The organism is Lentzea sp. NPDC060358 (assembly GCF_042725365.1).
Classification (GTDB): Bacteria; Actinomycetota; Actinomycetes; order Mycobacteriales; family Pseudonocardiaceae; genus Lentzea.
Window position 1 is genome coordinate 35,267 of sequence record NZ_JBHXCW010000024.1, and the last position, 22,797, is coordinate 58,063.

At 71.8% G+C, this 22,797-nt stretch carries 26 protein-coding genes; 18 read left to right on the top strand and 8 right to left on the bottom strand.

Annotated elements, in window-relative coordinates; all coding sequences use genetic code 11:
- Positions 1-328 precede the first annotated feature (328 nt).
- Positions 329-799 carry a heme-degrading domain-containing protein gene (locus ACFWGZ_RS07960; protein ID WP_382450725.1) on the bottom strand — a complete coding sequence of 157 codons (471 nt, stop codon included), beginning with the start codon at positions 797-799 and terminating at the stop codon, positions 329-331.
- On the bottom strand, positions 796-1,800 hold the full coding sequence (locus tag ACFWGZ_RS07965; RefSeq protein ID WP_382450726.1) for a Gfo/Idh/MocA family oxidoreductase: 1,005 nt from the start codon (positions 1,798-1,800) through the stop codon (positions 796-798). Before ACFWGZ_RS07965 ends, ACFWGZ_RS07960 begins: the two co-directional genes overlap by 4 nt.
- Before the next feature lie 38 nt (positions 1,801-1,838).
- Here ACFWGZ_RS07965 and ACFWGZ_RS07970 point away from each other — a divergent pair, with 38 nt between their 5' ends.
- The 4 genes from ACFWGZ_RS07970 (at position 1,839) to ACFWGZ_RS07985 (ending at position 4,969) form a co-directional block, all read left to right on the top strand.
- Positions 1,839-2,813 (top strand): ROK family protein, encoded by a 975-nt coding sequence (locus tag ACFWGZ_RS07970; RefSeq protein ID WP_382450727.1) that lies wholly within the window; start codon positions 1,839-1,841, stop codon positions 2,811-2,813.
- A gap of 85 nt (positions 2,814-2,898) precedes the next feature.
- Complete coding sequence (locus ACFWGZ_RS07975; RefSeq protein WP_382450728.1) at positions 2,899-3,675, top strand: helix-turn-helix domain-containing protein; 777 nt, start codon at positions 2,899-2,901, stop codon at positions 3,673-3,675.
- Between the two features lie 19 nt (positions 3,676-3,694).
- Positions 3,695-4,090, top strand: a complete 396-nt coding sequence (locus tag ACFWGZ_RS07980) for a VOC family protein (protein ID WP_382450729.1) — start codon at positions 3,695-3,697, stop codon at positions 4,088-4,090.
- 90 nt (positions 4,091-4,180) lie between these two features.
- A complete protein-coding gene (locus ACFWGZ_RS07985; protein ID WP_382450730.1) occupies positions 4,181-4,969 on the top strand; it encodes a methyltransferase domain-containing protein in 789 nt (262 codons plus the stop codon).
- Here ACFWGZ_RS07985 and ACFWGZ_RS07990 read toward each other — a convergent pair.
- Complete coding sequence (locus ACFWGZ_RS07990) at positions 4,929-5,195, bottom strand: hypothetical protein (protein WP_382450731.1); 267 nt, start codon at positions 5,193-5,195, stop codon at positions 4,929-4,931. The genes ACFWGZ_RS07985 and ACFWGZ_RS07990 overlap by 41 nt on opposite strands.
- The gene (locus ACFWGZ_RS07995; protein WP_382450732.1) at positions 5,192-6,853 is read right to left on the bottom strand and encodes a DEAD/DEAH box helicase; all 1,662 of its coding nucleotides are present in this window, start codon (positions 6,851-6,853) and stop codon (positions 5,192-5,194) included. Before ACFWGZ_RS07995 ends, ACFWGZ_RS07990 begins: the two co-directional genes overlap by 4 nt.
- 368 nt (positions 6,854-7,221) lie before the next feature.
- Here ACFWGZ_RS07995 and mhpB point away from each other — a divergent pair, with 368 nt between their 5' ends.
- The 4 genes from mhpB to ACFWGZ_RS08015 all read left to right on the top strand — a co-directional run bounded on the left by mhpB (position 7,222) and on the right by ACFWGZ_RS08015 (position 9,605).
- Positions 7,222-8,064, top strand: coding sequence for a 3-carboxyethylcatechol 2,3-dioxygenase (mhpB, locus tag ACFWGZ_RS08000; protein WP_382450733.1), 843 nt, complete (start codon positions 7,222-7,224; stop codon positions 8,062-8,064).
- Positions 8,065-8,258: 194 nt separating this feature from the next.
- Entirely contained in the window at positions 8,259-8,471 is a 213-nt protein-coding gene (locus ACFWGZ_RS08005; RefSeq protein WP_382450734.1) for a DUF3039 domain-containing protein, read from the top strand.
- A gap of 47 nt (positions 8,472-8,518) precedes the next feature.
- Positions 8,519-8,701, top strand: coding sequence for a hypothetical protein (locus ACFWGZ_RS08010; RefSeq protein WP_382450735.1), 183 nt, complete (start codon positions 8,519-8,521; stop codon positions 8,699-8,701).
- Between the two features lie 46 nt (positions 8,702-8,747).
- A complete protein-coding gene (locus tag ACFWGZ_RS08015) occupies positions 8,748-9,605 on the top strand; it encodes an ornithine cyclodeaminase family protein (protein WP_382450736.1) in 858 nt (285 codons plus the stop codon).
- Positions 9,606-9,701: 96 nt separating this feature from the next.
- Here ACFWGZ_RS08015 and ACFWGZ_RS08020 read toward each other — a convergent pair whose 3' ends face one another.
- Positions 9,702-10,919, bottom strand: coding sequence for a family 16 glycosylhydrolase (locus ACFWGZ_RS08020; protein WP_382450737.1), 1,218 nt, complete (start codon positions 10,917-10,919; stop codon positions 9,702-9,704).
- Between the two features lie 381 nt (positions 10,920-11,300).
- On the opposite strand from ACFWGZ_RS08020, the gene ACFWGZ_RS08025 reads away from it, so the two are divergent.
- Together ACFWGZ_RS08025 and ACFWGZ_RS08030 are read left to right on the top strand one after the other, a co-directional pair.
- Entirely contained in the window at positions 11,301-11,864 is a 564-nt protein-coding gene (locus ACFWGZ_RS08025; protein ID WP_382450738.1) for a TetR/AcrR family transcriptional regulator, read from the top strand.
- The gene (locus ACFWGZ_RS08030) at positions 11,861-12,424 is read left to right on the top strand and encodes a hypothetical protein (RefSeq protein WP_382450739.1); all 564 of its coding nucleotides are present in this window, start codon (positions 11,861-11,863) and stop codon (positions 12,422-12,424) included. The genes ACFWGZ_RS08025 and ACFWGZ_RS08030 overlap by 4 nt, the downstream gene beginning before the upstream one ends.
- On the opposite strand, the gene ACFWGZ_RS08035 is transcribed toward ACFWGZ_RS08030, so the two are convergent.
- Together ACFWGZ_RS08035 and ACFWGZ_RS08040 are read right to left on the bottom strand one after the other, a co-directional pair.
- Positions 12,380-12,802 (bottom strand): nitroreductase family deazaflavin-dependent oxidoreductase, encoded by a 423-nt coding sequence (locus ACFWGZ_RS08035; protein WP_382450740.1) that lies wholly within the window; start codon positions 12,800-12,802, stop codon positions 12,380-12,382. The two genes, ACFWGZ_RS08030 and ACFWGZ_RS08035, sit on opposite strands and share 45 nt — an antisense overlap.
- On the bottom strand, positions 12,803-13,564 hold the full coding sequence (locus ACFWGZ_RS08040) for a LuxR C-terminal-related transcriptional regulator (RefSeq protein ID WP_382450741.1): 762 nt from the start codon (positions 13,562-13,564) through the stop codon (positions 12,803-12,805).
- A 92-nt stretch (positions 13,565-13,656) separates the two neighbouring features.
- On the opposite strand from ACFWGZ_RS08040, the gene ACFWGZ_RS08045 reads away from it, so the two are divergent.
- From ACFWGZ_RS08045 to ACFWGZ_RS08055, 3 genes are read left to right on the top strand one after another with little or no spacing between them, the layout of a single operon-like run.
- Positions 13,657-15,315 (top strand): AMP-binding protein, encoded by a 1,659-nt coding sequence (locus tag ACFWGZ_RS08045; protein ID WP_382450742.1) that lies wholly within the window; start codon positions 13,657-13,659, stop codon positions 15,313-15,315.
- 42 nt (positions 15,316-15,357) lie between these two features.
- Entirely contained in the window at positions 15,358-16,173 is an 816-nt protein-coding gene (locus tag ACFWGZ_RS08050; RefSeq protein ID WP_382450743.1) for an SDR family NAD(P)-dependent oxidoreductase, read from the top strand.
- Positions 16,174-16,188: 15 nt separating this feature from the next.
- Positions 16,189-17,358: a hypothetical protein gene (locus ACFWGZ_RS08055; RefSeq protein WP_382450744.1), complete on the top strand. Its 1,170-nt coding sequence runs from the start codon at positions 16,189-16,191 to the stop codon at positions 17,356-17,358.
- Here the strand turns inward: ACFWGZ_RS08055 and ACFWGZ_RS08060 are convergent.
- Positions 17,336-18,199, bottom strand: coding sequence for an AraC family transcriptional regulator N-terminal domain-containing protein (locus ACFWGZ_RS08060; protein WP_382450745.1), 864 nt, complete (start codon positions 18,197-18,199; stop codon positions 17,336-17,338). The genes ACFWGZ_RS08055 and ACFWGZ_RS08060 overlap by 23 nt on opposite strands.
- A 254-nt stretch (positions 18,200-18,453) precedes the next feature.
- Here ACFWGZ_RS08060 and ACFWGZ_RS08065 point away from each other — a divergent pair, with 254 nt between their 5' ends.
- From ACFWGZ_RS08065 to ACFWGZ_RS08085, 5 genes are all read left to right on the top strand, one after another.
- Positions 18,454-19,839 carry a LuxR C-terminal-related transcriptional regulator gene (locus tag ACFWGZ_RS08065; RefSeq protein ID WP_382450746.1) on the top strand — a complete coding sequence of 462 codons (1,386 nt, stop codon included), beginning with the start codon at positions 18,454-18,456 and terminating at the stop codon, positions 19,837-19,839.
- A complete protein-coding gene (locus ACFWGZ_RS08070) occupies positions 19,836-21,017 on the top strand; it encodes a LuxR C-terminal-related transcriptional regulator (RefSeq protein WP_382450747.1) in 1,182 nt (393 codons plus the stop codon). Before ACFWGZ_RS08065 ends, ACFWGZ_RS08070 begins: the two co-directional genes overlap by 4 nt.
- A gap of 100 nt (positions 21,018-21,117) precedes the next feature.
- Positions 21,118-21,876, top strand: coding sequence for a thaumatin family protein (locus tag ACFWGZ_RS08075; RefSeq protein WP_382450748.1), 759 nt, complete (start codon positions 21,118-21,120; stop codon positions 21,874-21,876).
- Between the two features lie 19 nt (positions 21,877-21,895).
- Positions 21,896-22,279, top strand: coding sequence for a cysteine/serine endopeptidase inhibitor (locus ACFWGZ_RS08080; protein ID WP_382450749.1), 384 nt, complete (start codon positions 21,896-21,898; stop codon positions 22,277-22,279).
- Between the two features lie 38 nt (positions 22,280-22,317).
- Positions 22,318-22,788: a CAP domain-containing protein gene (locus ACFWGZ_RS08085; RefSeq protein WP_382450750.1), complete on the top strand. Its 471-nt coding sequence runs from the start codon at positions 22,318-22,320 to the stop codon at positions 22,786-22,788.
- Positions 22,789-22,797: the final 9 nt, after the last annotated feature.

Consider the following 22,797-nt stretch of genomic DNA (forward strand, 5'->3'; position numbering starts at 1 on the left):
ACTGTGAAGGGGCCAAGAAGGCGACATTCGGGTGGGTGGTTTCGGCCTTTCGCTGCTACTGAGCGTGCAACTACTGCCGTAGTCGGGGCACTCCGCGGGATCGGGCGAGTGACCGGCGACTATTCACAAGATGGTGGAATGACCACCTCGTTTGGTCCAATAGGATCACTCTTTGGTGCATATTCTCCGGGTAGGTACCGGTGCTATGCGCCACCACTGCGAGTGGGCTCGAATCCACTCGAAGCGGTGGGCGCCAATGCCGGCTCGTGAGCGGTCGGGTGGAGATCGGTCCGAACTCCTGATTTTGTGCCGGCACCTATTCGTGCTATTACGCGTCCCGGGAGTTCAGGAACGATTCGAGCTGGGTCACGACGAACTCGTGGTCCTGCGCCTGGGGCAGTCCGGAGACGCCCACCGAGCCCACCGGACCGGTGCCGCGGACGATCACCGGGAAGACACCGCCGTGCGCCGCGTAGAGGGCGGGGTCGAGGTGCGCCTCCGCCTCGAACGCGCCGCCCTTCTCGCGCAACGCGGTGCCGACGTAGAACGAGCTGTGACCGAACCGCTCGACCACGCGGGCCTTGCGCTCGAGCCAGCTGTCGTTGTCCGGCGAGGTGCCGGGCAGCGAGGCGTGGAAGAGCCGATGTCCGTTGCGCTGCACCGAGATCGCGATCGGCAGCCCCTGCTCGCGGGCGGCGTCGAGCAGGTGCAGGCCGAGCTCGATCGCGACGTCGTTGCCGAAGCGCGCGAACTGCAGCCGCCGCTCCTGGGCGAGCAGTTCCTCAGCGGTGGGGCTCACAGCTGCACCGTCCTGTTCTCCCGTGCGGAGGTGAACGCGGCCTCGATGACCCGCAGCGCGTCGACCGCGCCCGCCGGGTCGACCGGGACGCGTCCCGCCCGCAGTTCCGCGTAGAAGGTCTGGTAGGCGCCGGGTTCGACGGCGACCTCGGTCGTCTCGCCGAGCACGCCGAGCCTGCCCGTGCGGGTCTCGTGCCCCCAGCCGTACCCGGTGGGGCGGCGGCCGGCGGCGAGCGCGTTCTCCTGCTCGTCGAGGCCGTCGATCTCGAACGCGCCCTCGCTGCCGAGCAGCCGGAAGCGGGGCCCGTGGTGCGCCGCGTGCGCGTTGGCCCACAGGTGCGAGCGGACGCCGTTCGCGTGCGTCAGCGCCACGAACACGTCGTCGTCGACCTGCGCGCCCGGCCGGCGCCGGTCGAGCTCGGCGTAGACGGCCGAGACCGGGCCGAAGAGCTGCAGCGCCTGGTCGACGAGGTGCGCGCCGAGGTCGTAGAGCAGGCCGCCGGCCTCCCGCGGGTCGCCGAGCTCGCGCCAGTTGCCGCCGACCTCCGGGATCCAGCGCTCGAACCGGGACTCGAACCGCCGGACCTCGCCGAGCTTGCCGAGAATCCCGCGCACGGTGAGGAAGTCGCTGTCCCAGCGGCGGTTCTGGAACACCGAGAGCGGGACGCCGGCGGTCGCGGCCGCCGCCACGAGCTCCTCGGCCTCGGCGGAGGTCGGTGCGAACGGCTTGTCGACGACGACCGCGACGCCCTTGGCGATCGCCCGCTTCGCGTGCTCGGCGTGCGTCCGGTTCGGGGTGGCGACGACGACGAGGTCGAGGTCCAGCGCGAACAGCTCGTCCACGGTCACGACCGCCGCGTCCGGGTGCTCGGCACGGGCCTGCGCCCGCCGTCGCGGGTCCGTCGTGGCGACCGCGACGAGGTCCATGCCCGCGGTGGACGCGATGAGCGGGGCGTGGAAGACCCGTCCCGCGATGCCGAAGCCCAGAAGTCCGACTCTCATGCTTCCGATTAAAGCAACGCTGTTGAATAATTGCGAGCGTGGACCTCTCCTCGCTGCGCTCGCACAACGACCGGACGGTGCTCGGGCTGGTCCGCTCGGGAGCGGTGAGCAGGGCTTCCATCGCCGCGGAGGCCGGGCTCACGCCGCAGGCGGTCTCGAAGATCGTGGCGAGGCTCATGGCGGCGGGCCTGCTGGAGGAGATCGGCACCGTGCGCGGCGGGGGCCGCGGCAAGCCGAGGACGACGCTCCGCCTGGCCGCCGGGGGAGCGTGCGCCTACGGGGCCTACGTCGACCGCGACGAGCTGCGCGTGGTCCGGCTCGACCTCACCGGCGAGGTGGTGTCGTCCGCGGTCGTGCCGCTCGCCCCGATGTTCACCCCGGACGACGTCCTGACCGCGCTGGCGCCGCTGGTCCCCGTCCGCGACGAGGTGCTCGGGCTCGGCATCGCGATCGCCGGGCCGCTCACCTTCCCCGCGGGCGTGGTGTCCCCGAACGGACTGCCCGGCTGGGACTGCGTGCCACTGCGGGCGCTGGCGGAGGACCGCCTCGGCCTCCCGGTCGCGGTGGACAAGGACACCAACGCCGCCGTGCTCGCCGAGGCGTGGCGGCGGCCGCTGCGGGACGCGGCGCTGGTGTTCGCCGGCACCGGTCTGGGCGTCGGGTTGCTGCTCGGCGGCGAGGTGCACCGCGGCGGCCGGTCGGGCGCGGGAGAGTTCGGGCACACGACGATCCAGCTCGACGGCCCGCTGTGCGTGTGCGGCCGGCGCGGGTGCGTGGAGGCGGTGCACGCGGCGGCGTCCGGGGCGGAGGCGGCGCGGGTGCTGGGCGCGGCGGTGCGGAACCTGGTGCAGCTGCTGGACCTCGACCAGATCGTCCTGAGTGGACGGAAGGTGCTGGCGGCGCCGGAGCTGTACCTGGAGGCGATGCCGGAGGTGGACGTGAGCGTCTCGTCGTCCGGGTCCGACCTGGTGCCGGTGGGCGCGGGACTGCTGGTTCTCGGGGAGTTGTTCTAGTGGACACCTCGCGGGCGGATTCGCCGCGCCGCGAGGTGTGAACGCGGTCCCCGGCAGGCCGGCGTCGAGCGATTAGCATCGGGGCATGGACGTCGAGCACGTCGTCGGTCTGCCGCACCCGCGGCTGCGGCCGTTCGTCACGCGGTACTCCGGATACCGGATGCGCACCGAGCCCGGCATCCACCGCGGCCTGCCGTCGCGGTCGCTCACCCTCGTCGTCACGCTGGACGGCACGGTCGACCTCGGCGGCGACCGGTTCGCTGCGCTGTGCGGGGGGCTGCACGACGAGGCCGTGATCATCAGCCACGACGGGTTCCAGCACGGTGTCCAGTGCGCGCTCACCCCGTTGGGAGCGCGGGCTTTCTTCGGTCTGCCCGCGGGGGAGCTGTCCGGTGTGTCCGTTGGCCTCGACAGCCTCCACGCGCCCGCCGCCGAGTTGCGCGAACGGTTGCAGGAGGCGGCGACGTGGCTCGACCGGTTCGCGTTGATGGACCGCGTGCTGGGCGGGCTGGTGCGGCCGGTGCGGCAGCGGCCCGAGGTGGCGTGGGCGTGGCAGCGCCTCGCGAGCGGCGCGCCGGTGGGCGAGATCGCCGCCGAGGTCGGCTGGAGCCGCCAGCACCTGAGCGCCCGGTTCGCGGCCGAGTACGGGCTGACGCCCAAGGTCGTGGCCAGGGTCATGCGGTTCGAGCGCGCCAACGGGATGCTGCGCGGCGAGCGGCGGCCGACGCTGACCGAGGTGGCCGCCGCCTGCGGCTACACCGACCAGGCGCACCTCACCCGCGACTGGCGCTCGCTGTGCGGGGCGACCCCGACCGAGTGGATGGCGGCCGAGCTTCCATTTCTACAAGGCGGCGGAGGGTGACGAGGCGCAAGGTGGACGCATGACTCCTGCACCCACCTGCTGGCCGACACTGTCCTATCAGGACGCGCCCGCTGCGATCCGGTTCCTGGTCGAGGCCTTCGGTTTCACCGAGCACCTCGTCGTCCCCGGCGAGGCCGAGGGCGAGGTCGTGCACTGCGAGCTGGTCTGGCCGGAGGGCGGCGGCGTGATGCTCGGGTCCGTCCTGCGCTCGGTCGGCGAGGTCGAGGCGACCAGGGCCGGTGCCGGTGCGGTCTACGTGGTGACCGACCGGCCGGACGAGCTCCACGCCCGCGCGCTCGCCCGCGGCGCGACCGAGGTCCGCGGGCTGCGCGACGAGGACTACGGGTCGCGCGGCTTCACCGTCACCGACCCCGAGGGCAACCGCTGGAGCTTCGGCACCTACCGCGGCGCCTGAACTCCGCCGAACTGGCCCGGCTCTCCCTCCGGGCGGGTGGCGCGATTTTCGGTGGCCCCGGTGGTGCCGCGCGTGGTGCGATCCGGGGTCATGGGGACTTTCGAGGAACTCGTGGCCGAGGGAGCCGCGGTGCCGCTGGAGGGCTGGGACTTCTCCTGGTTCGAGGGCAGGGCCACCGAGGAACGCCCGCCGTGGGGCTACGCGTCGGTGATCGCCGAGCGGCTCGCGGCCGTCGGGTCGGCGCTGGACCTGCAGACCGGCGGGGGAGAGGTGACGGCGTCGGCGCCGGTGAAACCGCCGCTGCTGGCCGCCACCGAGTCGTGGCCGCCGAACGCCGCCGTGGCCGCGCGGAACCTGCCGGAGGCGGTGGTCGTGCGAACACCTGACGAGGGGCCGCTGCCGTTCCGCGACTCCCTGTTCGACCTGGTGATCAGCCGGCACCCCGTCGTGACGCCGTGGGGTGAGGTCGCACGGGTGCTCAAGCCCGGCGGGACGTACTTCTCGCAGCAGATCGGCGAGGGCACGAACCGGGAGCTGACCGAGTTCATGATGGGCCCGCAACCGGTGGGCGACGCGCGCAGCACCGCGCGAGCGCGGGCGGAGGCCGAGGCGGCCGGGCTGGAGGTGCTCCGGCTCGAACCCGCCGCATTGCGGGTGGCGTTCTTCGACGTCGGCGCGGTCGTCCACTTCCTGCGCAAGGTGCTGTGGACGGTGCCCGGTTTCACCGTGGACGGCTACCGGCAACGGCTCCTGGACATGCACGCGCACATCCAGGAGCACGGTGAGTTCGTCTGCACCTCGACGCGGTTCCTCGTCGAGGCGCGCCTGCCGGGACGCCTCAGGCCTGCTGGTGCCGCCGCCTCGCCAGGATCACCTTGAAGAGGTCCACGTCGCGCTGGCTGATGGTCATCAGCCAGCCCGGCTTGCGCAGGTCCTGCACGTCGTGGACCAGCTGCGTGCCGATCCAGCCGGACTCGGCCGTGTAGCGCTCCTGGACGGTGCGCCCGTCGGGACCCGTCCAGATCCTGGCGATCTCGCGCGCGTCCTCCACGGACTCCTTGTCCTCGGACAGCCACGCGAAGTACTGGAAGTTCATGGGCGTCAACGCGGCTGACGTTCGCGGCGGATGGTGACGCGCTTGCCCTTGATCGTGGCGTCGCGCAGCTGCTCGATCACGTCGTTCGCGGCGGGACCGGGCACCTCGACCAGCGAGAACCGGTCGGCGATCTCGATCGCGCCGATGTCGCGGCCCTTGAGGTTCGTCTCGCCGGTGATCGCGCCGACGATGTCCTGCGGGCGGATGCCGGAGGACCGGCCCGCACCCAGGAACAGCCTCGTCATGCCCTCGGACGGGCCGCGGCGCTCGCGGCGGGGACCCGCCGGGGCACCGTCGCGGCGCGGACGGTCCTCGCGCGGGCGCACCTCCGGGATCTCCTCCTCGTCGGCGGCGGCACCGGAGGCCTCGTGGGCGAGCTTGACCGCGGCCAGCGCGATGTCCATGACGTCGAACTCGTCGGCCAGCGTCTCGACGACGACGCGGAACCGCGACAGGTCGTCCTCCATCAGCGACTCGTGCAGCGACGAGCGGGTCAGCTCCAGCTGCCGCGCGCGCAGGTCGGCGACGGTGGGGACCTTCTCCATCGGGATCTTGGTCTTGGTGACGCGCTCGATCGTCTTGAGCATCGAGTTCTCGCGCGGCTCGACCAGCGTGATCGCGACGCCCTCGCGGCCCGCGCGGCCGACGCGGCCGATGCGGTGCGTGTACGCCTCGGGCGCGGACGGCACGTTGTAGTTGACGACGTGCGTGAGCTGCTCGATGTCGAGACCGCGGGCCGCGACGTCGGTGGCCACGAGCAGGTCGGCGGTGCCGCCGCGCAGGCGGGACATCACGCGGTCGCGCTGCTCCTGGCTGATGCCGCCGTGCAGCGACTCGGCGCGGTAGCCGCGGCCGTTCAGGGTTTCGGTGAGCTGGTCGACCTCGTCGCGGGTGCGGCAGAACACGACGGCGGCGGTCGGCGACTCGACGTCGAGCACGCGGCCGAGCGCGGCGGGCTTGTGCTCGCGGCGCACCAGGTACGCGGTCTGCCGGACGCGCGGCGCCTCGCCGGGCTCGGTCTTCTCGCGCTCGATCTGGATGAGCACGGGGCTGCGCAGGTGGCTCTTGGCCATGCGGTCGATGCGCGGCGGCATCGTGGCCGAGAACAGCACGGTCTGCCGTTCGGCCGGGGTCTCGGTGAGGATCGCGTCGATGTCTTCCGCGAAGCCCATGTCGAGCATCTCGTCGGCCTCGTCGAGCACGACGACCTGCAGGTCGCCGAGCTGCAGGGTGCCGCGCTGCAGGTGGTCGATCGCGCGGCCCGGGGTCGCGACCACCACGTCGACGCCGCGGGACAGCTCGCGCAGCTGCCGCCCGATCGGCTGGCCGCCGTAGATCGGGAGCACGCGGGTGCCCATGTGCCTGCCGTAGCGGTGCACGGCCTCGGACACCTGCACCGCCAGTTCGCGGGTCGGGGCCAGGACGAGCGCGAGAGGCTTCTCGCCCTTGCCTATCCGGTCGGCGATGCGTTCGAGCAGCGGCAGGGCGAACGCCGCCGTCTTGCCCGTGCCCGTGGCGGCCTGCCCGAGCAGGTCGTTGCCCGCGAGCAGCGGCGGAATCGCTTCGGACTGGATCGGCGTCGGCTCCTCGTAGCCCAGCGTCGTGAGCGCGTTGAGGATGTCGGGCCGCAGCCCCAGGTCGGCGAAACCGTTGTCGGCGGTGGTCATGGCGAACATCTTCCCCCACCGCCCGACATCGCACTCACCCAGACCGTCCCACGCGGTCCCGCGCGCCCCGCACCGCCCGTCCGCGCTGCTCCGCACCCCGCCGGGGCCGGTGATGATCTCGATCGGACCGGCCGCGTTCCGATGAGGACACCTGCCCGCCGGTCGTGGTGCCCGCACGCGGGTTTCGTGACCCCGGCCACACCGCACGACCGTGCGGTGATCGTCCACAATGGACTTACCCGGCGCGGTCTCCCGGTAAGCGGATTCCGGCGCCGCCGGCCTCCGTCCGCCGACTGTCCATTGTGGAATGTCCGTGCCGGTCACCGCAAGTGCGCGACTCGTCACGGTCCGGTACCTAAGCTGGCGGGATGAACCGAATGACGGTCTGCGCCTCGCACCTGGTCACCCTGCCCGGCGCGCCCCACGGCCCGGTCCGCGCCGCGATCGCCACCGCGCGCGACGCCGTGGCCGCGTTCGACCCGGAACTGGTCGTCTTCTTCGGCACGGACCACCGACGGGCGTTCCGCGCCGTGGTCCCGACCTTCGCCGTGGTGCTGTCGGCCGAGGCGCAGGGCGACGTGGCCGGACCGGTTGGCCGCTACGACGTGCCGTCCGACGCGGGACGCGCGCTGGTGGCGGACCTCGTCGCACACGACTTCGACATCGCCACGGCCTACCAGGCCGCCCTGGACCACGCCTTCGGTCACACGGCCCGCGACCTGCTGGGCGCCGTGGACGCCAAGCCGGTGCTGCCCGTCTTCGTCAACTGCGCCTCGCCCCCGCACGCCTCCTTCCGCCGCGCGGCGCGGCTGGGCCGCCGCGTCGGCGAGTTCTTCGCGGACCGGCGCGTCCTGTACGTGGGCTCCGGCGGCCTGGCCCACGACCTGCCCGGCTTCCGCGAGCGGGAGACCGGCGAGGAGCTGACCGAGGCCGAACGCCAGGCGTGGATCAGGTCGGTCAACGACCGGGCGCGCGCCGAGGGCACGATCCGCTCGCTGGTGCGCACGTGGGACGAGGAGTTCCTCGCGGGCGTCGGCGGCACGTCGTGGGAGTGGCTCGACTCGATCGGCACCGACCTGGTGCCGAGGGCGGGCAACGGCGCGGCGGAGTGCCTGACCTGGACGGCCGCGTGGGCGGCCGGCGGGCGGGGGCTGGTGGCGCTGGCGCACGAGTTCGACACGAGCGGCCGTGCGGTCGCGATGACGCACTAGTTTCACCGCCTATTTTCGGCGTTTAACGCCCGTGGGTTTTCTTCACTCCGATAAAAGCCCTACAGCGCGTATGACGCGCATTGTCACCGAGGCGGACTAACGACACGCTCAATCGGGCGTTGACCAGGAACAATTTGACGGGAACACGGCCGAGTGCGGTAGATTGGCCGAGTTCCAAGCCACAAAATAAAACCGTGAAGTTTCGTTGGACGCCCCACGCGGGGCAGCGTCACGCCATCCCCGACGAGCCTGCCGCGGGGCAGGTCGTCGAGACACTGTGCGGCGATCCCTGGGTCCCGCACCAGATCAGCCTGTGGCGCGACAAGAACGTGTGGCCGACGTGCCGTGACTGCGACGGCATCTGGCGAGAGAGCGAGGGGATGCTGCCGTGGCCGCGGAAATCCTGACGGAGGACCTGCTCCGCACTTCCCTTCAACGCCTTTCGCGTGAGGTGGTGAAGACCTATCCGCAGTTCGGCGAGCTGCTCGCGCGGAACATGCTGCGCACGTGCGGGTTGATTCCCGACCTCGAGCGCGCGGCGCATTTCCGCGAGCTCGGCACGTTGCTCATCGACCTCGGCCGGCTGTACCTGGCCGAGGCGGACGTGCTCGCGACGGTGGAGCAGCCACCGGACTGACGCGCGTCCACCGGGACCGGACGACCGGGTCGATACCATCCGGGTCATGACCATGCCCGCAGCGATCGGTGCCGTCAGGGAAGCGTTCGTCGGGCTCACCGCGGGCGACTTCGACCTGCCGCCGCGCCACGCCTTCAGCGACAGCCGGTCCCTCGTGATGGCCGTGCACCACCGGCCCACGGGGTCCACGGCGGTCAAGGTGATCAGCATCGAGGTCGAGCGGGACCCGGTCATCACCGGCACGGTCGTCTACTCCCACCCGGACGGGCAGTTCGTCACCGACGCGGTGCCGCTCACGACGGTGCGGACCGGCGCCGTCGTCGGCGTGGCCACGGACCTGCTGGCCGACCAGGACGCCTCGCACCTCGCGCTGCTCGGCGCGGGGGCGCAGGCGGCCGACCAGGTCCGCGCCGTGCACGCGGTGCGGCCGTTGAAGAAGCTCGTCGTGTTCAACCGCAACGCCACGAGGGCGGAGGCGCTCGTGGAGGACCTCCGCGACGAGCTGCCGGACACGGTGGTGGACGTGGCGGCCAGCGCGGAGGACGCGGTCGCGAGCGCGGACGTCGTGTGCTGCGCGACGGCGTCGACGGTGCCGCTGTTCTCGTGCGACGCGCTCAAGGACCGGGTGCACGTCAACGCGATCGGGTCGTACCGGCCGGTGATGCGGGAGCTGCCGCAGGAACTGCTCGCCACCGCGGAGGTCGTGGTGGTGGACCAGGTCGAGGCCGCGCTCAGCGAGGCCGGGGAGATCATCCGGGCGGTGAACTCCGGGGTGCTGCGGCTCGAGGCGCTGGTCGAACTCGGCGCGGCGCTGGGGAACCCGCCGCTGCGGCAGGGGCGGACGGTGTTCAAGTCCGTCGGCGTCGCGGTGCAGGACTGGGCGGTCGCGCGCCTGCTGGCCTGAGCGGGCCGAAACGACGAAGCGCTGGCCGCGCACCCTTCAGGAAGGGCGTCGCGACCAGCGCTTCACGTCAGGTCAGGCAGACCCGACGGGGTTTTCTCAGACCCGCCACTTCTGGCTGGCAACGCCGAGGCACTGCCAGATGTGGGTCTTCGTGCCGTCCGCGGAGGAACCGCCCACGGTGTCCAGGCACTTGTTCGCCTGGGGGTTCACTATGTCCTGGGCCCCGCTCACGGCCCACTGCTGCGCAGCGGTCCCGTTGCAGTCCCAGAGTTGGACCACAGTGCCGTTGGCCGTGCCGCTCTGGTTGACGTCGAGGCACTTGCCCAGCGCGCGGATGGTCCCGTCACCGGGACGGCTCCACTTCTGGGCGGCGTTGCCGTTGCAGCCCACGACCTGGACCGGCGTGCCGTTGGCGGTGTTCGCCCACGCCACGTCGAGGCACTTGTCGCCGACGCCGCGGATCTCCGAGCCGCCACCGCTGGGGGTGTCGTTGGAGACGCGGACCCAGTCGACCACGAGCTGCTGCGGGAACGTCGTGCTGGAGTTCGGGTAGCCGGGCCACTCGCCACCGACCGCGAGGTTGATGACGATGAAGAACGGCTTGTTGAACACCCACGGGTTGCCGTTGACGTCCGTCGGCGTGTTGCGGGCGTAGACGTTGCCGTCCACCGACCACGTGATCTCGCCCGGCTTCCAGTCAACCGCGAAGTTGTGGAACCCGTCCGAGAAGTTCGGGCCGTTGTAGGCGTGGGACTTGCCGCCCGAACCGGAGTACCCCGGACCGTGGATCGTGCCGTACACGGTGTTCGTCTGGTGTCCCAGGAACTCCATGATGTCGATCTCGCCGGAACCCGGCCACGGGTTGCCGGTGTTGATGTCGGCACCCAGCATCCAGAACGCCGGCCAGATCCCCTGGCCGCGCGGCATCTTCATCCGCGCTTCGAACCGGCCGTAGGTCTGGGTGAACTTGCCCGCGGTGTTGATGCGGGCAGAGGTGTACTCACACCGGCCGTACCAGCACTGGTAGTTGCCGGGGTTCTCGCGCTTGGCGGTGATGACCAGGTTGCCCTGGCCGTCGTGCACCGCGTTCGAGGTGCCCGCCTGGTACCACTGCGACTCTCGGTTGTTGCCGTTGTTGTTACCGACTTCCATTTGCCACTTGCTGCCGTCGACACCGGTGCCGGCGGGAGCGTTGAACTCGTCGGCCCAGGTCACCGCCGCGTTGGCAGGGGGAGCTTGGCTGGTGGTGGCAACGGTGATCCCCGCAGCCACCATGAAGGCGGCGGCGAGGCCCGTCCCGATGCGTCGAAGCATCGAACCGACCTTTCCGGGTGTTTAGTTGTTGCGCCCAGTGGTTCAGAAGTGTTGCCACGCCGTGACCCAGGGTCAACTTGTAAAGGTTTTCATCTTTTTGTCATATGAGAGCGCTCTCAAGTGATCTAGGTCCTGACCAGCGAGTTCTACGCGGAGTGTGACCAATTGGGGTCGAAAGACGGGTGCAAGAGGTTCAGACCATCGCTTCGGGACGGTCGGTCGCGGGGTGGTGGTCCGTCATTGGGTGGCGGTCGGTCGCAGGGGTGGTGGTTCGTCGTGGGGTGGCGGTCGGTCGCGGAGTGGCGGTCGGCGTCGGCTGCCCGCTGGAGGTGCCCGCCGTCACCTTGACCAGACCGAGCTAATAGCGTTAGCTTTCCGGCTATGGCTGTTCGTCCACGTCTCACGACCGGCAAGGTCGTCGACGCCGCACTGGACCTGCTCGACGAGCACGGGCTCGAGGGGGTGACGCTCGCCGCCGTCGCCGCGCGGACCGGCGTCGCCACACCGTCGCTCTACAAGCATGTCGCGAGTCTCGCCGAGCTGCGCGGCCACCTCGGCGTGCGGGTGACCGAGCAGATGACCGACCGGTTCACCGAGGCGGTGCTGGGGCTCTCCGGCGACGACGCGGTCAGGTCGTTGATGCACGCCTACCGCGCCTACGTCGCGGAGTACCCGAAGCGGTACGCGGCCGCGCCGATGGACCCGCTGCACGACGACCTGCAGCGCGCCGCGGGCATGAAGCTCATGGAGGTCCTGTTCGCCACGCTGCGCGGCTACGGGCTCGAGGGGTCGGAGGCGGTGCATGCCACGCGACGACTCCGGGTGCTCGCCCACGGGTTCGCGTCGATCGAGTCGAACGGCGGCTTCGGGCTGCCGGAGGGGCTCGACGAGACCTACGACCAGCTGATCCGGATGTACCTCGACGATCTCAGGGGGAAATCGTGAAGTGGACGCTCACCGCCGCCGGACTGCTGTTCCTGCTCTACCCGGTGGTCAGACCGTGGGAGGACGAGACGACCGCCGCGGGGGCGGCGGCCGCGATGGGGTCGCAGGCGTGGGTGCTGTCGCACCTGTTCGCCATGATCGGCTTCATCCTCGTGCCGATCGCGCTGCTGGAGGTCCACCGGACCGCCGCGATCACGTTCTGGGTCGGCGCCGGCCTCACGCTGCCCTACTACGGCGCCGAGGACTTCGGGCTGCACGAGATCGCCGGGCAGCCGAACCTGCTCGAACTCGCCGAGGCCGTGCGCTACAACCCGTTCGCCATCACGACTTTCGGCGTGGGCCTCGTGACGATGGGCGTCGCGGCGGTCATGGTCGCGCTGAAGCTCAGGACCACGCCGTCGCTCGTGTTCGCGGCCGGGTTCGTCCTGTTCCTGCCGCAGTTCTTCACGCCACCGGCCGCACGGATCGCGCACGGCGTGCTGATGGTCGCCGGCTGCGCGTGGCTCGCCTGGGCGTCAGCGCGCCGTGAGGCGGAAGACCCTCAGCTCGCGGCCGCCTGACTTCGCGACGTAGTCCTGGAACGCGGGCCAGGCCGCCACCATCCTCGTCCAGGCGGCCTCCCGCTCGGCCCCTTCGAGCAGCGTCGCGCGCACGTCGCGGACGTCGCCCTTGACGTTGACCCGGATGTCCGGGTTCTTCAGGAGGTTCGCGGTCCACGCGGGGTGGTGCGGCTTGCCCCAGTTGGACCCGACGACGAGCATCGAGTCGCCGTCGGCCACGTACTGGACCTGGTTCTCGCGCCGCTCACCGGACTTGGCGCCCACCGTGATCAGGGTCAGGCCGGTCTGGCCGCTGAACCCCACGAGGCCGATCCTGCCGCCGGTCAGCTTGTACAACAGCCGGTCGGTGCCGATCACGGCCTTCTGCTGCCACGACATTCAGAGCGCTCCCGTCGACCTCGCCGCGTGGACGGCGGCGGTTCTGTTGTGCACCCCCAGCTTGCGCATCGCGCCGCGGAGGTAGGCCTTGACGGTTTCGGTGCTCAACCCGAGCTCGGCGGCGATCTCCCGGTTGGACGCACCGACCGCGGCCAGCCGGAGCGTATCGAGTTCGCGCGGGGTCAGTCCCGCGGGGACGGCGACGGGGATCTCGCCGCCGAGGTCCTGGTGCACCTTGCGCAGCCGTTCGCGCAGCACCGGGTCGCGGACCAGCTTCGCGACCTCCGAGAGCTCGCGGAGCGCGGCCTGCGTGTGAAGAGAAGGCATGTCCAGGTCCCCCGCGAAGCCCTGTGCGATGGCACCGGCCGTCCTGATGGCCCGGTCGCCGACGGTCGTCTGTCCGCGCACGGCGCCGTAGAGGACGCCGTGCACCGTGCCGCGCACCGTCACCGGGTAGGCGAACACCGAGGTCAGGCGTTCGTCCACGACGACCATCTGGTCGAACTCGTGGGTGATCGCGCGGGTCGAGGCGTAGTCGTTGACGCGCACCGCCGTGCCCATCGCGATCGCCGCGCCGCCCAGTCCGCGGCCGGTGCCGACGCGCAACCCCTGCAACGAGGTGCCGTGCGTGCCGAAGAAGCTGCTCAGCACGAGGTCCCGGGCCGGCGTGACGGCACCGCCGAACACCACGGGCAGCCCGGTGGCCCGGCGCAGCATGTCCAGGCGCTGCGGGAGCAGCGCGTGGAAACGTTCTGGCAACACGCCCGCAGTCTCACCCACGACCGCACCCTCGAAAAGGGGTACACCCCCGGACGGGGGTATACCGGAGGCCCCGACCTCCTCACCCTCGGGGAATGTCCAGTCACGACACCTACCGCGCGGCGCGCGACCTGATGCTCACCGAGCCGGAGAAGTTCGGCTGGCCGGACTTCGGCGACGACGGCTTCAACTGGGCGCACGACTGGTTCGACGTCATCGCGCGGGACAACGGCCGGACGGCGCTGCACCTCGTCGAGGAGGACGGGACCGAGCGCGTCCGCACGTTCGACGAGATGCGCCGCCGGTCCAACCGGGTCGCGCACTGGCTCGCGTCGCACGGCGTGGGCCGGGGCGACAGCGTGATGATCATGCTCGGCAACCAGGTCGAGCTGTGGGAGTCGATGCTCGCGGTGATGAAGCTCGGCGCGGTGATCATGCCGACCACCACCGCGCTCGGCCCGGCCGACCTCGCGGACCGGCTGCACCGCGGGTCCGTGCGGCACGTCGTCGCACGGGCGCAGGACGCGGACAAGTTCGCGAGCGGCCCCGTCCTGATCGCGGTGGGGGGCACCGCGCCGGGCTGGCTCGACTACGCCGACGCCGACGCCTCGCCGGACGACCCGCTGCCGCACCCGGACACCAGGGCAGGCGACCGGTTGCTGCTGTACTTCACCTCCGGCACCACGAGCCGCCCGAAGCTGGTCGAGCACACGCAGGTCTCGTACCCGGTCGGGCACGTCACGACGATGCGCTGGATCGGCGTCCGCCCCGGCGACGTGCACCTCAACATCAGCTCGCCGGGCTGGGCCAAGCACGCCTGGAGCTGTTTCTTCGCGCCGTGGATCGCCGAGGCGACGATCTTCGTCTACAACTACGCCCGGTTCGACGCGGCGGCGCTGCTCGGCCAGATCCGGGACAAGGGCGTCACGACGTTCTGCGCGCCGCCGACCGTGTGGCGGATGCTGATCAAGGCCGATCTCAGCGGTGGCGCGGGTGCGCTGCGGGAGGTCGTCGCGGCCGGCGAGCCGCTCAACCCCGAGGTCGTGGAACAGGTCCAGCAGCACTGGGGCCTCACGCTGCGCGACGGCTTCGGGCAGACCGAGACCACGCTGTCGGTCGGCAACGTGCCCGGTGCGCCGGTGAAGCCCGGCTCGATGGGGACACCGCTGCCGGGCGTGCCGGTCGTGCTCGTCGACCCGGTCACCGGGGAGCTCGCCGACGAGGGCGAGATCTGCGTCGACCTGGGGCGGCGGCCGATGTCGCTGATGGTCGGCTACCTCGGCGACGAGGAGCGCAACGGCGAGGCGATGGCCGGCGGCTACTACCACACCGGCGACATCGCGAGCCGCGACGAGGACGGCTACCTCTTCTACATCGGGCGCACCGACGACGTGTTCAAGGCGTCGGACTACAAGATCTCGCCGTTCGAGCTGGAGAGCGTGCTGATCGAGCACCCGGCGGTCACCGAGGCGGCGGTCGTGCCGTCACCGGACCCGCTGCGCCTCGCGGTGCCCAAGGCGTACGTGGCGCTGAGCCCCGGCTGGGAACCGGACCGCGAGACGGCCCTGCAGGTCCTGCGGCACGCCCGCGAGAACCTGGCGCCGTTCCAGCGCATCCGGCGCCTGGAGTTCTACGAGCTGCCCAAGACCGTGTCCGGCAAGATCCGCCGCGTCGACCTGCGCGCCCGCGAGGAGGAAGGTGCCGAACGGCCACAGGAGTGGCGGGACGACCAGTTCCCGGAGCTGCGCGGCTAACGTGAGGTGCCGCCGCCGTCGACGACGACAGGAGCACCTCTGATGCAGCGCACGCTCGCCGGACGCCCGGCCGTAATCACCGGGGCGGCGTCGGGGATCGGCCGCAGCCTCGCGCAGCGGCTGTCCCGCCTCGGTTCGCCGGTCGCCATCGCGGACGTCGACGAGGCGGGCCTCGCGGAGACGGCGAGGTCGTTGAGCGGCCCGGTGCTGAGCCGGGTCCTCGACGTGCGCGACGCCGGGGACGTGCGGCGGTTCGCCGAGGAGACGCGGGACTGGCTGTCGCTGCCGGTGGCCGCCGTGTTCAACAACGCGGGCGTCGCCACGTACTCGACGGTGCTGGACTCCGTGCCGGAGGACGACTCCTGGCTGTTCGACATCGACTACTGGGGTGTCGTCAACGGCACACGGGCCTTCCTGCCGCTGCTGCTCGAACGAAACTACGGCGTCATCGTGAACACCTCCAGCGTCTACGGGCTCGTCGGGATGCCGAAGCAGAGCGCCTACTGCGCCGCGAAGTTCGCCGTCCGCGGCTTCACCGACTCGCTGCGCCAGGAGCTGCGCGGCACCGGCGTCTCCGCGGTGACCGTGCACCCCGGCGGCATCAAGACCAACATCGTCCGCAACGGCCGCATCCACGCCGAGCTCGACGAGCGGGGGCGCTCGCTCGAGCAGATCGCCGCCGACTTCGACAGGATCGCGCTGACCACCCCGGACAAGGCCGCCGAGATCATCCACCGCGGGGTCGAGCGCGGGAAGGCGCGGATCCTCGTGGGGCCGGACGCGTACGTGTTCGACGCACTGGCCCGCATCGCCCCGACCCACTACTTCAGCGTGATGGCGCGGCTCGTCGAGCGGTGAGGCATGATCCACGCCATGGCTTCCGAGGCGGTGGTGCGCCGGACCGAGCAGTGGTTCGTCCAGCAGGGCGCGCCCACCATGATCGAGGGCTACGGCTTCCGGTCCCACGTGCTGCCGCGGATGATGCCCGCGCTGGCGTTCGTCGCCGTCGGCAGCCTCGCGTGGCTGGTGCTGCAGCAGTCGTCGGGGTTGTCGCGGTGGGTGCTGCTCGGGCTGATCGTCGCGGTGATGGTGACGGCGTGGGTGCTGCTGTCGCTCTTCGTGCGCCGGATGCCGAACTTCTCGCCGCGCACCACCGCGCTGGTGCTGGTCGCGTACGCCGCGATGCCGGTGATCACGCCGCTGGTGCAGTACGCGATCGACAGCAAGGTCACCGCGCCCGCCGGGGACGAGGAGCCCGACACCGTGTGGGGCGCGCTGGTCCTGTTCGTCATCTTCTTCGGACTCGCTTTCGTGGCAACGATGCTGGCCACCACCTACGGGCTGGGGGCGTTGACCCGCGCGGCGATCCGGCACGTGATCGCCGACCTGCGCAACAGCATGCAGCTGCTCGGCAGGGCGTTGCCGCCGATGCTGTTCGTGACGCTCTTCCTGTTCTTCACCGGCGAGCTGTGGCAGGCGATGAACCAGCTGCGGTGGCCGCGGGTGAGCCTCGTCGTGCTGCTGTTCGCCTCGATCACCGTGCTGGCCGCGGCGGCGCGGCTGCGCGACGAGATCGGCCGGGTCGAGCAGGACCTGCGGCCCGAGATCCTCTCGGGTGCCTGCAAGGGCACGCCGCTGTCCGGTGTGGACATCCCGGAACCGCTGCCGGCCAAGCGGTTGAACGGCCAGCAGCTGCGCAACCTGCTGGTGATGCTCGCGATCCGGCAGCTCGTGCAGGCCGCGGTGGTCGGGCTCGCGCTGTTCGCGTTCTTCGTGCTGCTGGGCCTGATCGTCGTCACGCCCGCGATCGCCGAGCAGTGGATCGGGGCCCCGCCGCAGATGTCGCTCGTCCCCGGTGTGCCGTCGGCGATGCTGCGCAACGCCACGCTGTTCGCCGCGTTCGGCAGCATGTACTTCTCGGTGATCTCGATGAGCGACGCCGAGCACCGGCGCCAGTTCTTCGCACCCGTGCTGGAGAAGGTCGAACGGACGCTGGAGGTCCGCGCCGTCTACCTGGACGTCAGAGAGCGGGTCCGGGCCTGAGCAGCACGTCCCTGCTGGGCGGGGTGCCGAACCGGCGGCGGTACTCGCGGCTGAACTGCGACGGGCTGTCGTAGCCGACGCGGTGGCCGACGGCCGTGACGTCCCTGGTGGTCGCGAGCAGCAACCTGGCCTCCTGCAGGCGGATCTGCTTCTGGAACTGGATCGGGCTCATCGCCGTGACGGTCCGGAAGTTGCGGTAGAACGCCGACTCGCTCATGCCGGCGATCCGCGCGACGTCCTCGACCTTGAACGACTCGGCGTGGTTCTCCCGGATCCACCGCACCGCCAGCGCGATGTGGCTGAGGCCGCTGTCCCGCACGCCGAGCTGGCGGACGACGGCGCCCTGGTCGCCGGTCATCACCCGCCACAGGATCTCCTGCTTGACGAGCGGGGCGAGCACGCGGGCGTCGGCGGGCCGGTCGAGCAGGCGCGCGAGCCTCGTGACGGCGTCGAGCAGCTCGGGGGTGGCGTCGCCGACGGCGAGCCCCTGCGGGGTGCCCGCGGGCTTCGGGAGCTCGGCGTCCAGCAGCAGTGCGGCGACCTGCTCGGGGCGCAGGACCAGGCCGAGACCGAGGGCGGGCTCGGCCGAGCTGATGCCCACGTGGTGGCCGGTGATCGGCAGGTCGATCGACGCGACCAGGTACTGGCCGGCGCGGTAGTCGTGGACGCGGTCGCCCACCGCGATGCGTTTGCGGCCCTGGGCGACGAACGCGAGGATCGTGCCGGTCATCGCCGGTGCCGGGGGACCGCCGGCCGTCGTCCTCGAGACCAGGACGTCGGGGATCACCGTGGTCAGGTCGGGCCGAGCGTGCCTGGTGATCAGCGCGCGCAGTTCGTCCACACCGCCGATCGTTCCCGCCGGCGGGACGATCGGGCAAGTGGGCCGGCGGAGTCGGCGCGTCGCGCCGAAATGACAGAACGAGACATTTCTTTTGTTTTGACAGTAATGCGGTGAGTGGGCGGCGGCCGGTTCCCGGAACGGGTGTTTGCCGGTATGGTCCAGACCAGGTGGCCGTCCGGTTGAGACGGTTCTGGACAGATGGCACGGCCTCTGGGCTGCGGTGATGCTGAACGACAGCCCGCACGGCGTATCAATTGGCGGATTCCGCATCCGGTGCGGCCCGAGCGGGAAAGGGCGTCGTCGAAGTGCTGGACAACACCGCGCTCGACGCGATTCGGCGCACGCGGGTCGAATTGATCCGCAATGGACGCTGGAAAGAAGCGGAACTGCTCGCCGGTGCCGCGGTGGCCCGTGCGGTGGGCGCCGGGGGACCCGTTGCCGGACTCAGTCCGGCCGACCTCGCCTACGTGCCGGGCTGCCCGGGGCCGGGCGAGGCGCCGCCGGCGGTCCGGGAGGCCGTGTTCCGCGCGGTGCAGGCGGCGAACCGCGGCGCCGGGAGGTCCGCGGCGGTGGACGCCGCCCGGCAGGCGCTGACGTCGGCGCAGGCGCTTGACGCCGCCACGTTCTGGCAGGCGGTGACTGTGCTGGTGCACGCCGGCGAGGCCGCACTGGCGCACCGGCACTGGGCCTGCTCCGCCCACCGGCACGGCAGGGACGTCCACGACCTGCTCGGCGGGCGGATCGCGGTGCTGCGCCGCGCCCCGCGCACGGCGGTCCGGCTGCTGGACGGCGCACTCGGCCGGGGTGTCGGTCCGCGCTCGCGGGTCGCCGCGGTCGCCTGGCTGGTGCTGGCGCTCGTCGAGGCCGGCGAGCTCGGCAGGGCCCACGGCGTGGCGCAGGCCGAGCGCAGGGCGGGCGCGCCGGCCGAGCACCCCGACGGCGCCGAGCTGCACTTCGCGCGGGGCCGGCTCCTGCTGGCCGAGGGACGGGCCGCCGCGGCGCTGGAGGAGTTCCTCGACTGCGGCCGCCACATCGCCGCGTGGGGTGTCGCCAACCCCGTGGTGCTGCCCTGGCGGTCGGCGGCGGCACTGGCGGCGGCCGGCGCCGGTGACCTCGTGCTCGCCCGGATCTGCGCCGACAAGGACCTCGTCGCGGCGCGGCGGTGGGGAGCGCCGAGGGGCGTCGGGCTCGCGCTGCACGCCGTGGCGCTGGCCCGCGGTGGCGACGACGTCCTGCTCGAGGAGGCGGTCACCTGCCTGGGCAAGGCCTCGACCGCGGACGAGTCGCTGCGCGCACGGCACGACCTCGCGCAGTTGCTGCTCGCCCGCGGGGAAGCCGAACGGGCCCGCGGGCACACCCGGTACCTGCGCGAGGAGGCCGGGACGGCCGCGTGCCCGCAGTGGACGCGGTCGGCGGACGAGCTGACGCACCGGCTGCTGCGCACCGACGGCGAGTCCGCCCTGAGCGGCCAGCAGCGCCGGATCGCGCTGCTGGCGAGGGCCGGGCGGTCGAACCGCGAGATCGCCGCCGAGCTGAACCTGACGCTGCGCACGGTCGAGTTCCACCTCACCTCCGTCTACCGCAAGATGGGGGTGGAGGGGAGGCCGGGACTCCGCCGCGCGTTCGTCCCGACGGCGTGAACGGGCCTCCCACCGGCCGGGACCACGACTGCGCGGCCGCGGTCGCCGCCGATCTGGTGGCCGCGGGGGAGAGGTGGACCGACGCGGTCGAGGCGGCCGAACTGGCGCTGGCGAGTCCCGCCTGCCGCGAGAGCGCGCGGTGCGTCTCCCACGCGTTGGGCGCGCTGGTCTGCGCCGGTGAGCTCGTGGCCGCCGACGCGCACAGCCTCGCGCTGCTCGAGACGCGCGCCGCGGACCCGGCGGTCGCGGAGCACGCGCTGCTCGCCAGGGCCTGGGTCGCCCGCCGCACCGGTGACCTCGCGCGGTGCGGCGGCCTGCTCACCTGGTTGCGGCACCACGGCGGCGCGGACGGCATCCGCCCGGTCGTGCTGCTCTGGACCGTGGAGGACCTCGTCGCCGGGGGCGAACCGGACCGGGCGGAGGCCGTGCTGCCCGGCCACGGCGCCGATGCGGGTCATCCGCTGCTGCTCGCCGCCACCGCGGAGGTCGCGATGGCGCTGGGACGTCCCCGCGACGCCCTGGCGGGTCACCTCGCGTGCGGCAGGGCGCTGACCGCGGCCGGTGTCGTCAACCCCGCCGTCCTGCCATGGCGGTACCGGGCCGCACACGCCGCGCTGGCCTGCGGTGACAACGATGACGCCGCCCACCTCGCGGCACAGGAGCACGCCGCGGCCCTCCGGTGGGGAGAGCCCAGGGCGCTGGGCCTGAGCCTGTCGGCCGTCGCGGGGGCGAGCCCGCCCGGCGGGGACGACCTCGGGGCCTACGAGCGGTCGATCCGCCTGCTGGAGCTGGCCCACGCCCGCCGGGAGCTCGCGGAAGTCCTGTGCGACTACGGAGACCGGCTCGCCGCGCACGGCAAACAGGTGGCAGCGCGCGAGATCCGCGCGCGAGCCCGGGCCACCGCCCTCGACATCGGCGCCGCGGCTCTCGTGCGGCGTGCTGATGAGAGCGATTCCACCGGTGCGCCCGACGCCGGGCCCGTGCTCACGCCCGCCGAGGCCGAGGTCGTCCGGCTCGTGCGCGGCGGCCTGGGGAACAGGGAGATCGCGGCGCGGCTCGCGATGGCGACGCGCACCGTCGAGCTCCACCTGACGAGGGTCTACCGCAAGCTCGGCCTCTCCGGGCGGCGCGACCTGCGGGGCACGCGCTGGGTGCCCGTCCCCGGCGAGCCCCGCTGAACTTTGCGGTCGCACCGTGAAGCGCGGGCCGGCTCCGCCGCGTCACGGTGGGGCGGGACTGCGGTGCGCCCGCACCGGTCCCGCGGAAGGGAGCCTGCAGATGCTCACGAGATCACCGGGCCGCTGGGTGACCGCGCTGTTCGCGCTCGCGTTCGCCCTCGCCGGCGTCACCGCACCGGTGGCGAACGCGGCGATCGACCACAGGGTCACCTTCGTCAACCGGACCGGTCAGACGATCTGGATCGGCGCCACGGTCAACGCGGACGGCTCGCGCGCCTTGACCGGACTGCCGACGATCGCGCACGGCCAGTCCGCGACCATCACGATCCCCGAGACGGCGTCGCCGGGCCACTGGCGCGGCAAGTTCTTCGCGCGGACGGGCTGCACCGGCACCTCCGGCCAGAACTTCCGCTGCGCGGTGGGCGACTGCGGCGTTTACGCCGACCGCTGCGTCCTGGGCGACCAGCCGGCGAGTCTCGCGGAGTTCAACTTCGACACCCGCGACGGTCTCGCGCCCTGGTACAACGTCAGCTACGTCAACGCGTTCTCGGTGCCGGTGATGATCACCCCGGTCAACGCGGTGGTGCCACCGGGTTCGACGTCGTGCGGCACGGCCGGCTGCACCGAGAACCTGCTGCCGCTGTGCAACCCCGCGTACGTCAAGTACGGCGCCAACGGGCAGCGCGTCAACTGCGTCAACCCCGACCGCGACGCGCAGACCGACTACAGCAACACCATCAAGTCGCGCTGCCCCAAGGCCTACGCGTGGTCCAAACAGGACACCGAGCCCGGCAACCAGACCGTGTTCCAGTGCTCGAACTGCACGGGCTTCACCGTCACCTTCAGCTCCGTCGCCTGACCCCTCGAAGAGGACGACCATGAGGTTGCACGCCAAGGCGTTCGGCGCGCTCGCGTCGGCCGCCGCGCTCTCGCTGGTCTTCACCGGCACCGCGGCCGCGGTCGGCGGTACCGCCAGCTACTACAACGACGCCGGCTACGGCGCTTGCGGCACGCAGCTCAACGCCGCCACCGAGCTGCTGGTCGCGGCGCCCGCCGGGCTGTGGACGACCCCCAACCCGAACAACGACCCGTTGTGCCGCAAGTCGATCCGGGTCACCCACAACGGCCGCACCATCACCGTCCCGATCAGGGACAAGTGCCCCAGCTGCCCGACGAACAAGATCGACCTCAGTCAGCCCGCGTTCGCGCGGCTGGCCGACCCCGCCGTCGGGATCATCACCGTGACCTGGGAGATCGTCTGATCCCGGTGTCACCCACCCCCTGCAGCTCCAGGAGAACCATGTTCGCGCTCCGCACCACCCTGCTCGCCGCCGCGACCCTGTCGGTGGCCGCCGTCCTCGCACCCCCTGCCACGGCGGCCACCTTCCAGGAGGACGTCATCGCCCGCACCAACGCCGAACGCGCCAAGGCGGGCTGTCCCGCGCTGAAGGCCAACCCGGCGCTCGGCACGGCGGCCCAACGCCACTCGGAGGACATGGCCGCACGCAACTTCTTCAGCCACAACGGTTCCGACGGCAGCAACTTCGTCGCCCGGATGGAACGGGCCGGCTACACCCGCTGGACCAGGGCCGCCGAGAACATCGCGGCGGGCCAGCAGACCCCCGCCGACGTCGTGCGCACGTGGATGAACAGCGCGGGCCACCGCGCCAACATCCTCAACTGCGCGCTGCTCGACATCGGCGTGGGCCACCAGTACACGCAGGGCACCACCTACGGCCACTACTGGACGCAGGACTTCGGAACGCGCTGAGCCCACCGG

Coding starts and splice junctions, on each gene's coding strand:
- ACFWGZ_RS08080 (WP_382450749.1), top strand. CDS start 21,896: ATGAGGTTGCACGCCAAGGCGTTCGGCGCGCTCGCGTCGGCCGCCGCG.
- ACFWGZ_RS07995 (WP_382450732.1), bottom strand. CDS start 6,853: ATGACCACCGCCGACAACGGTTTCGCCGACCTGGGGCTGCGGCCCGAC.
- ACFWGZ_RS08025 (WP_382450738.1), top strand. CDS start 11,301: ATGGCTGTTCGTCCACGTCTCACGACCGGCAAGGTCGTCGACGCCGCA.
- mhpB (WP_382450733.1), top strand. CDS start 7,222: ATGAACCGAATGACGGTCTGCGCCTCGCACCTGGTCACCCTGCCCGGC.
- ACFWGZ_RS08085 (WP_382450750.1), top strand. CDS start 22,318: ATGTTCGCGCTCCGCACCACCCTGCTCGCCGCCGCGACCCTGTCGGTG.
- ACFWGZ_RS08055 (WP_382450744.1), top strand. CDS start 16,189: ATGGCTTCCGAGGCGGTGGTGCGCCGGACCGAGCAGTGGTTCGTCCAG.
- ACFWGZ_RS07965 (WP_382450726.1), bottom strand. CDS start 1,800: ATGAGAGTCGGACTTCTGGGCTTCGGCATCGCGGGACGGGTCTTCCAC.
- ACFWGZ_RS08075 (WP_382450748.1), top strand. CDS start 21,118: ATGCTCACGAGATCACCGGGCCGCTGGGTGACCGCGCTGTTCGCGCTC.
- ACFWGZ_RS08020 (WP_382450737.1), bottom strand. CDS start 10,919: ATGCTTCGACGCATCGGGACGGGCCTCGCCGCCGCCTTCATGGTGGCT.
- ACFWGZ_RS07985 (WP_382450730.1), top strand. CDS start 4,181: ATGGGGACTTTCGAGGAACTCGTGGCCGAGGGAGCCGCGGTGCCGCTG.
- ACFWGZ_RS07975 (WP_382450728.1), top strand. CDS start 2,899: ATGGACGTCGAGCACGTCGTCGGTCTGCCGCACCCGCGGCTGCGGCCG.
- ACFWGZ_RS08045 (WP_382450742.1), top strand. CDS start 13,657: ATGTCCAGTCACGACACCTACCGCGCGGCGCGCGACCTGATGCTCACC.
- ACFWGZ_RS08035 (WP_382450740.1), bottom strand. CDS start 12,802: ATGTCGTGGCAGCAGAAGGCCGTGATCGGCACCGACCGGCTGTTGTAC.
- ACFWGZ_RS08015 (WP_382450736.1), top strand. CDS start 8,748: ATGACCATGCCCGCAGCGATCGGTGCCGTCAGGGAAGCGTTCGTCGGG.
- ACFWGZ_RS07980 (WP_382450729.1), top strand. CDS start 3,695: ATGACTCCTGCACCCACCTGCTGGCCGACACTGTCCTATCAGGACGCG.
- ACFWGZ_RS08050 (WP_382450743.1), top strand. CDS start 15,358: ATGCAGCGCACGCTCGCCGGACGCCCGGCCGTAATCACCGGGGCGGCG.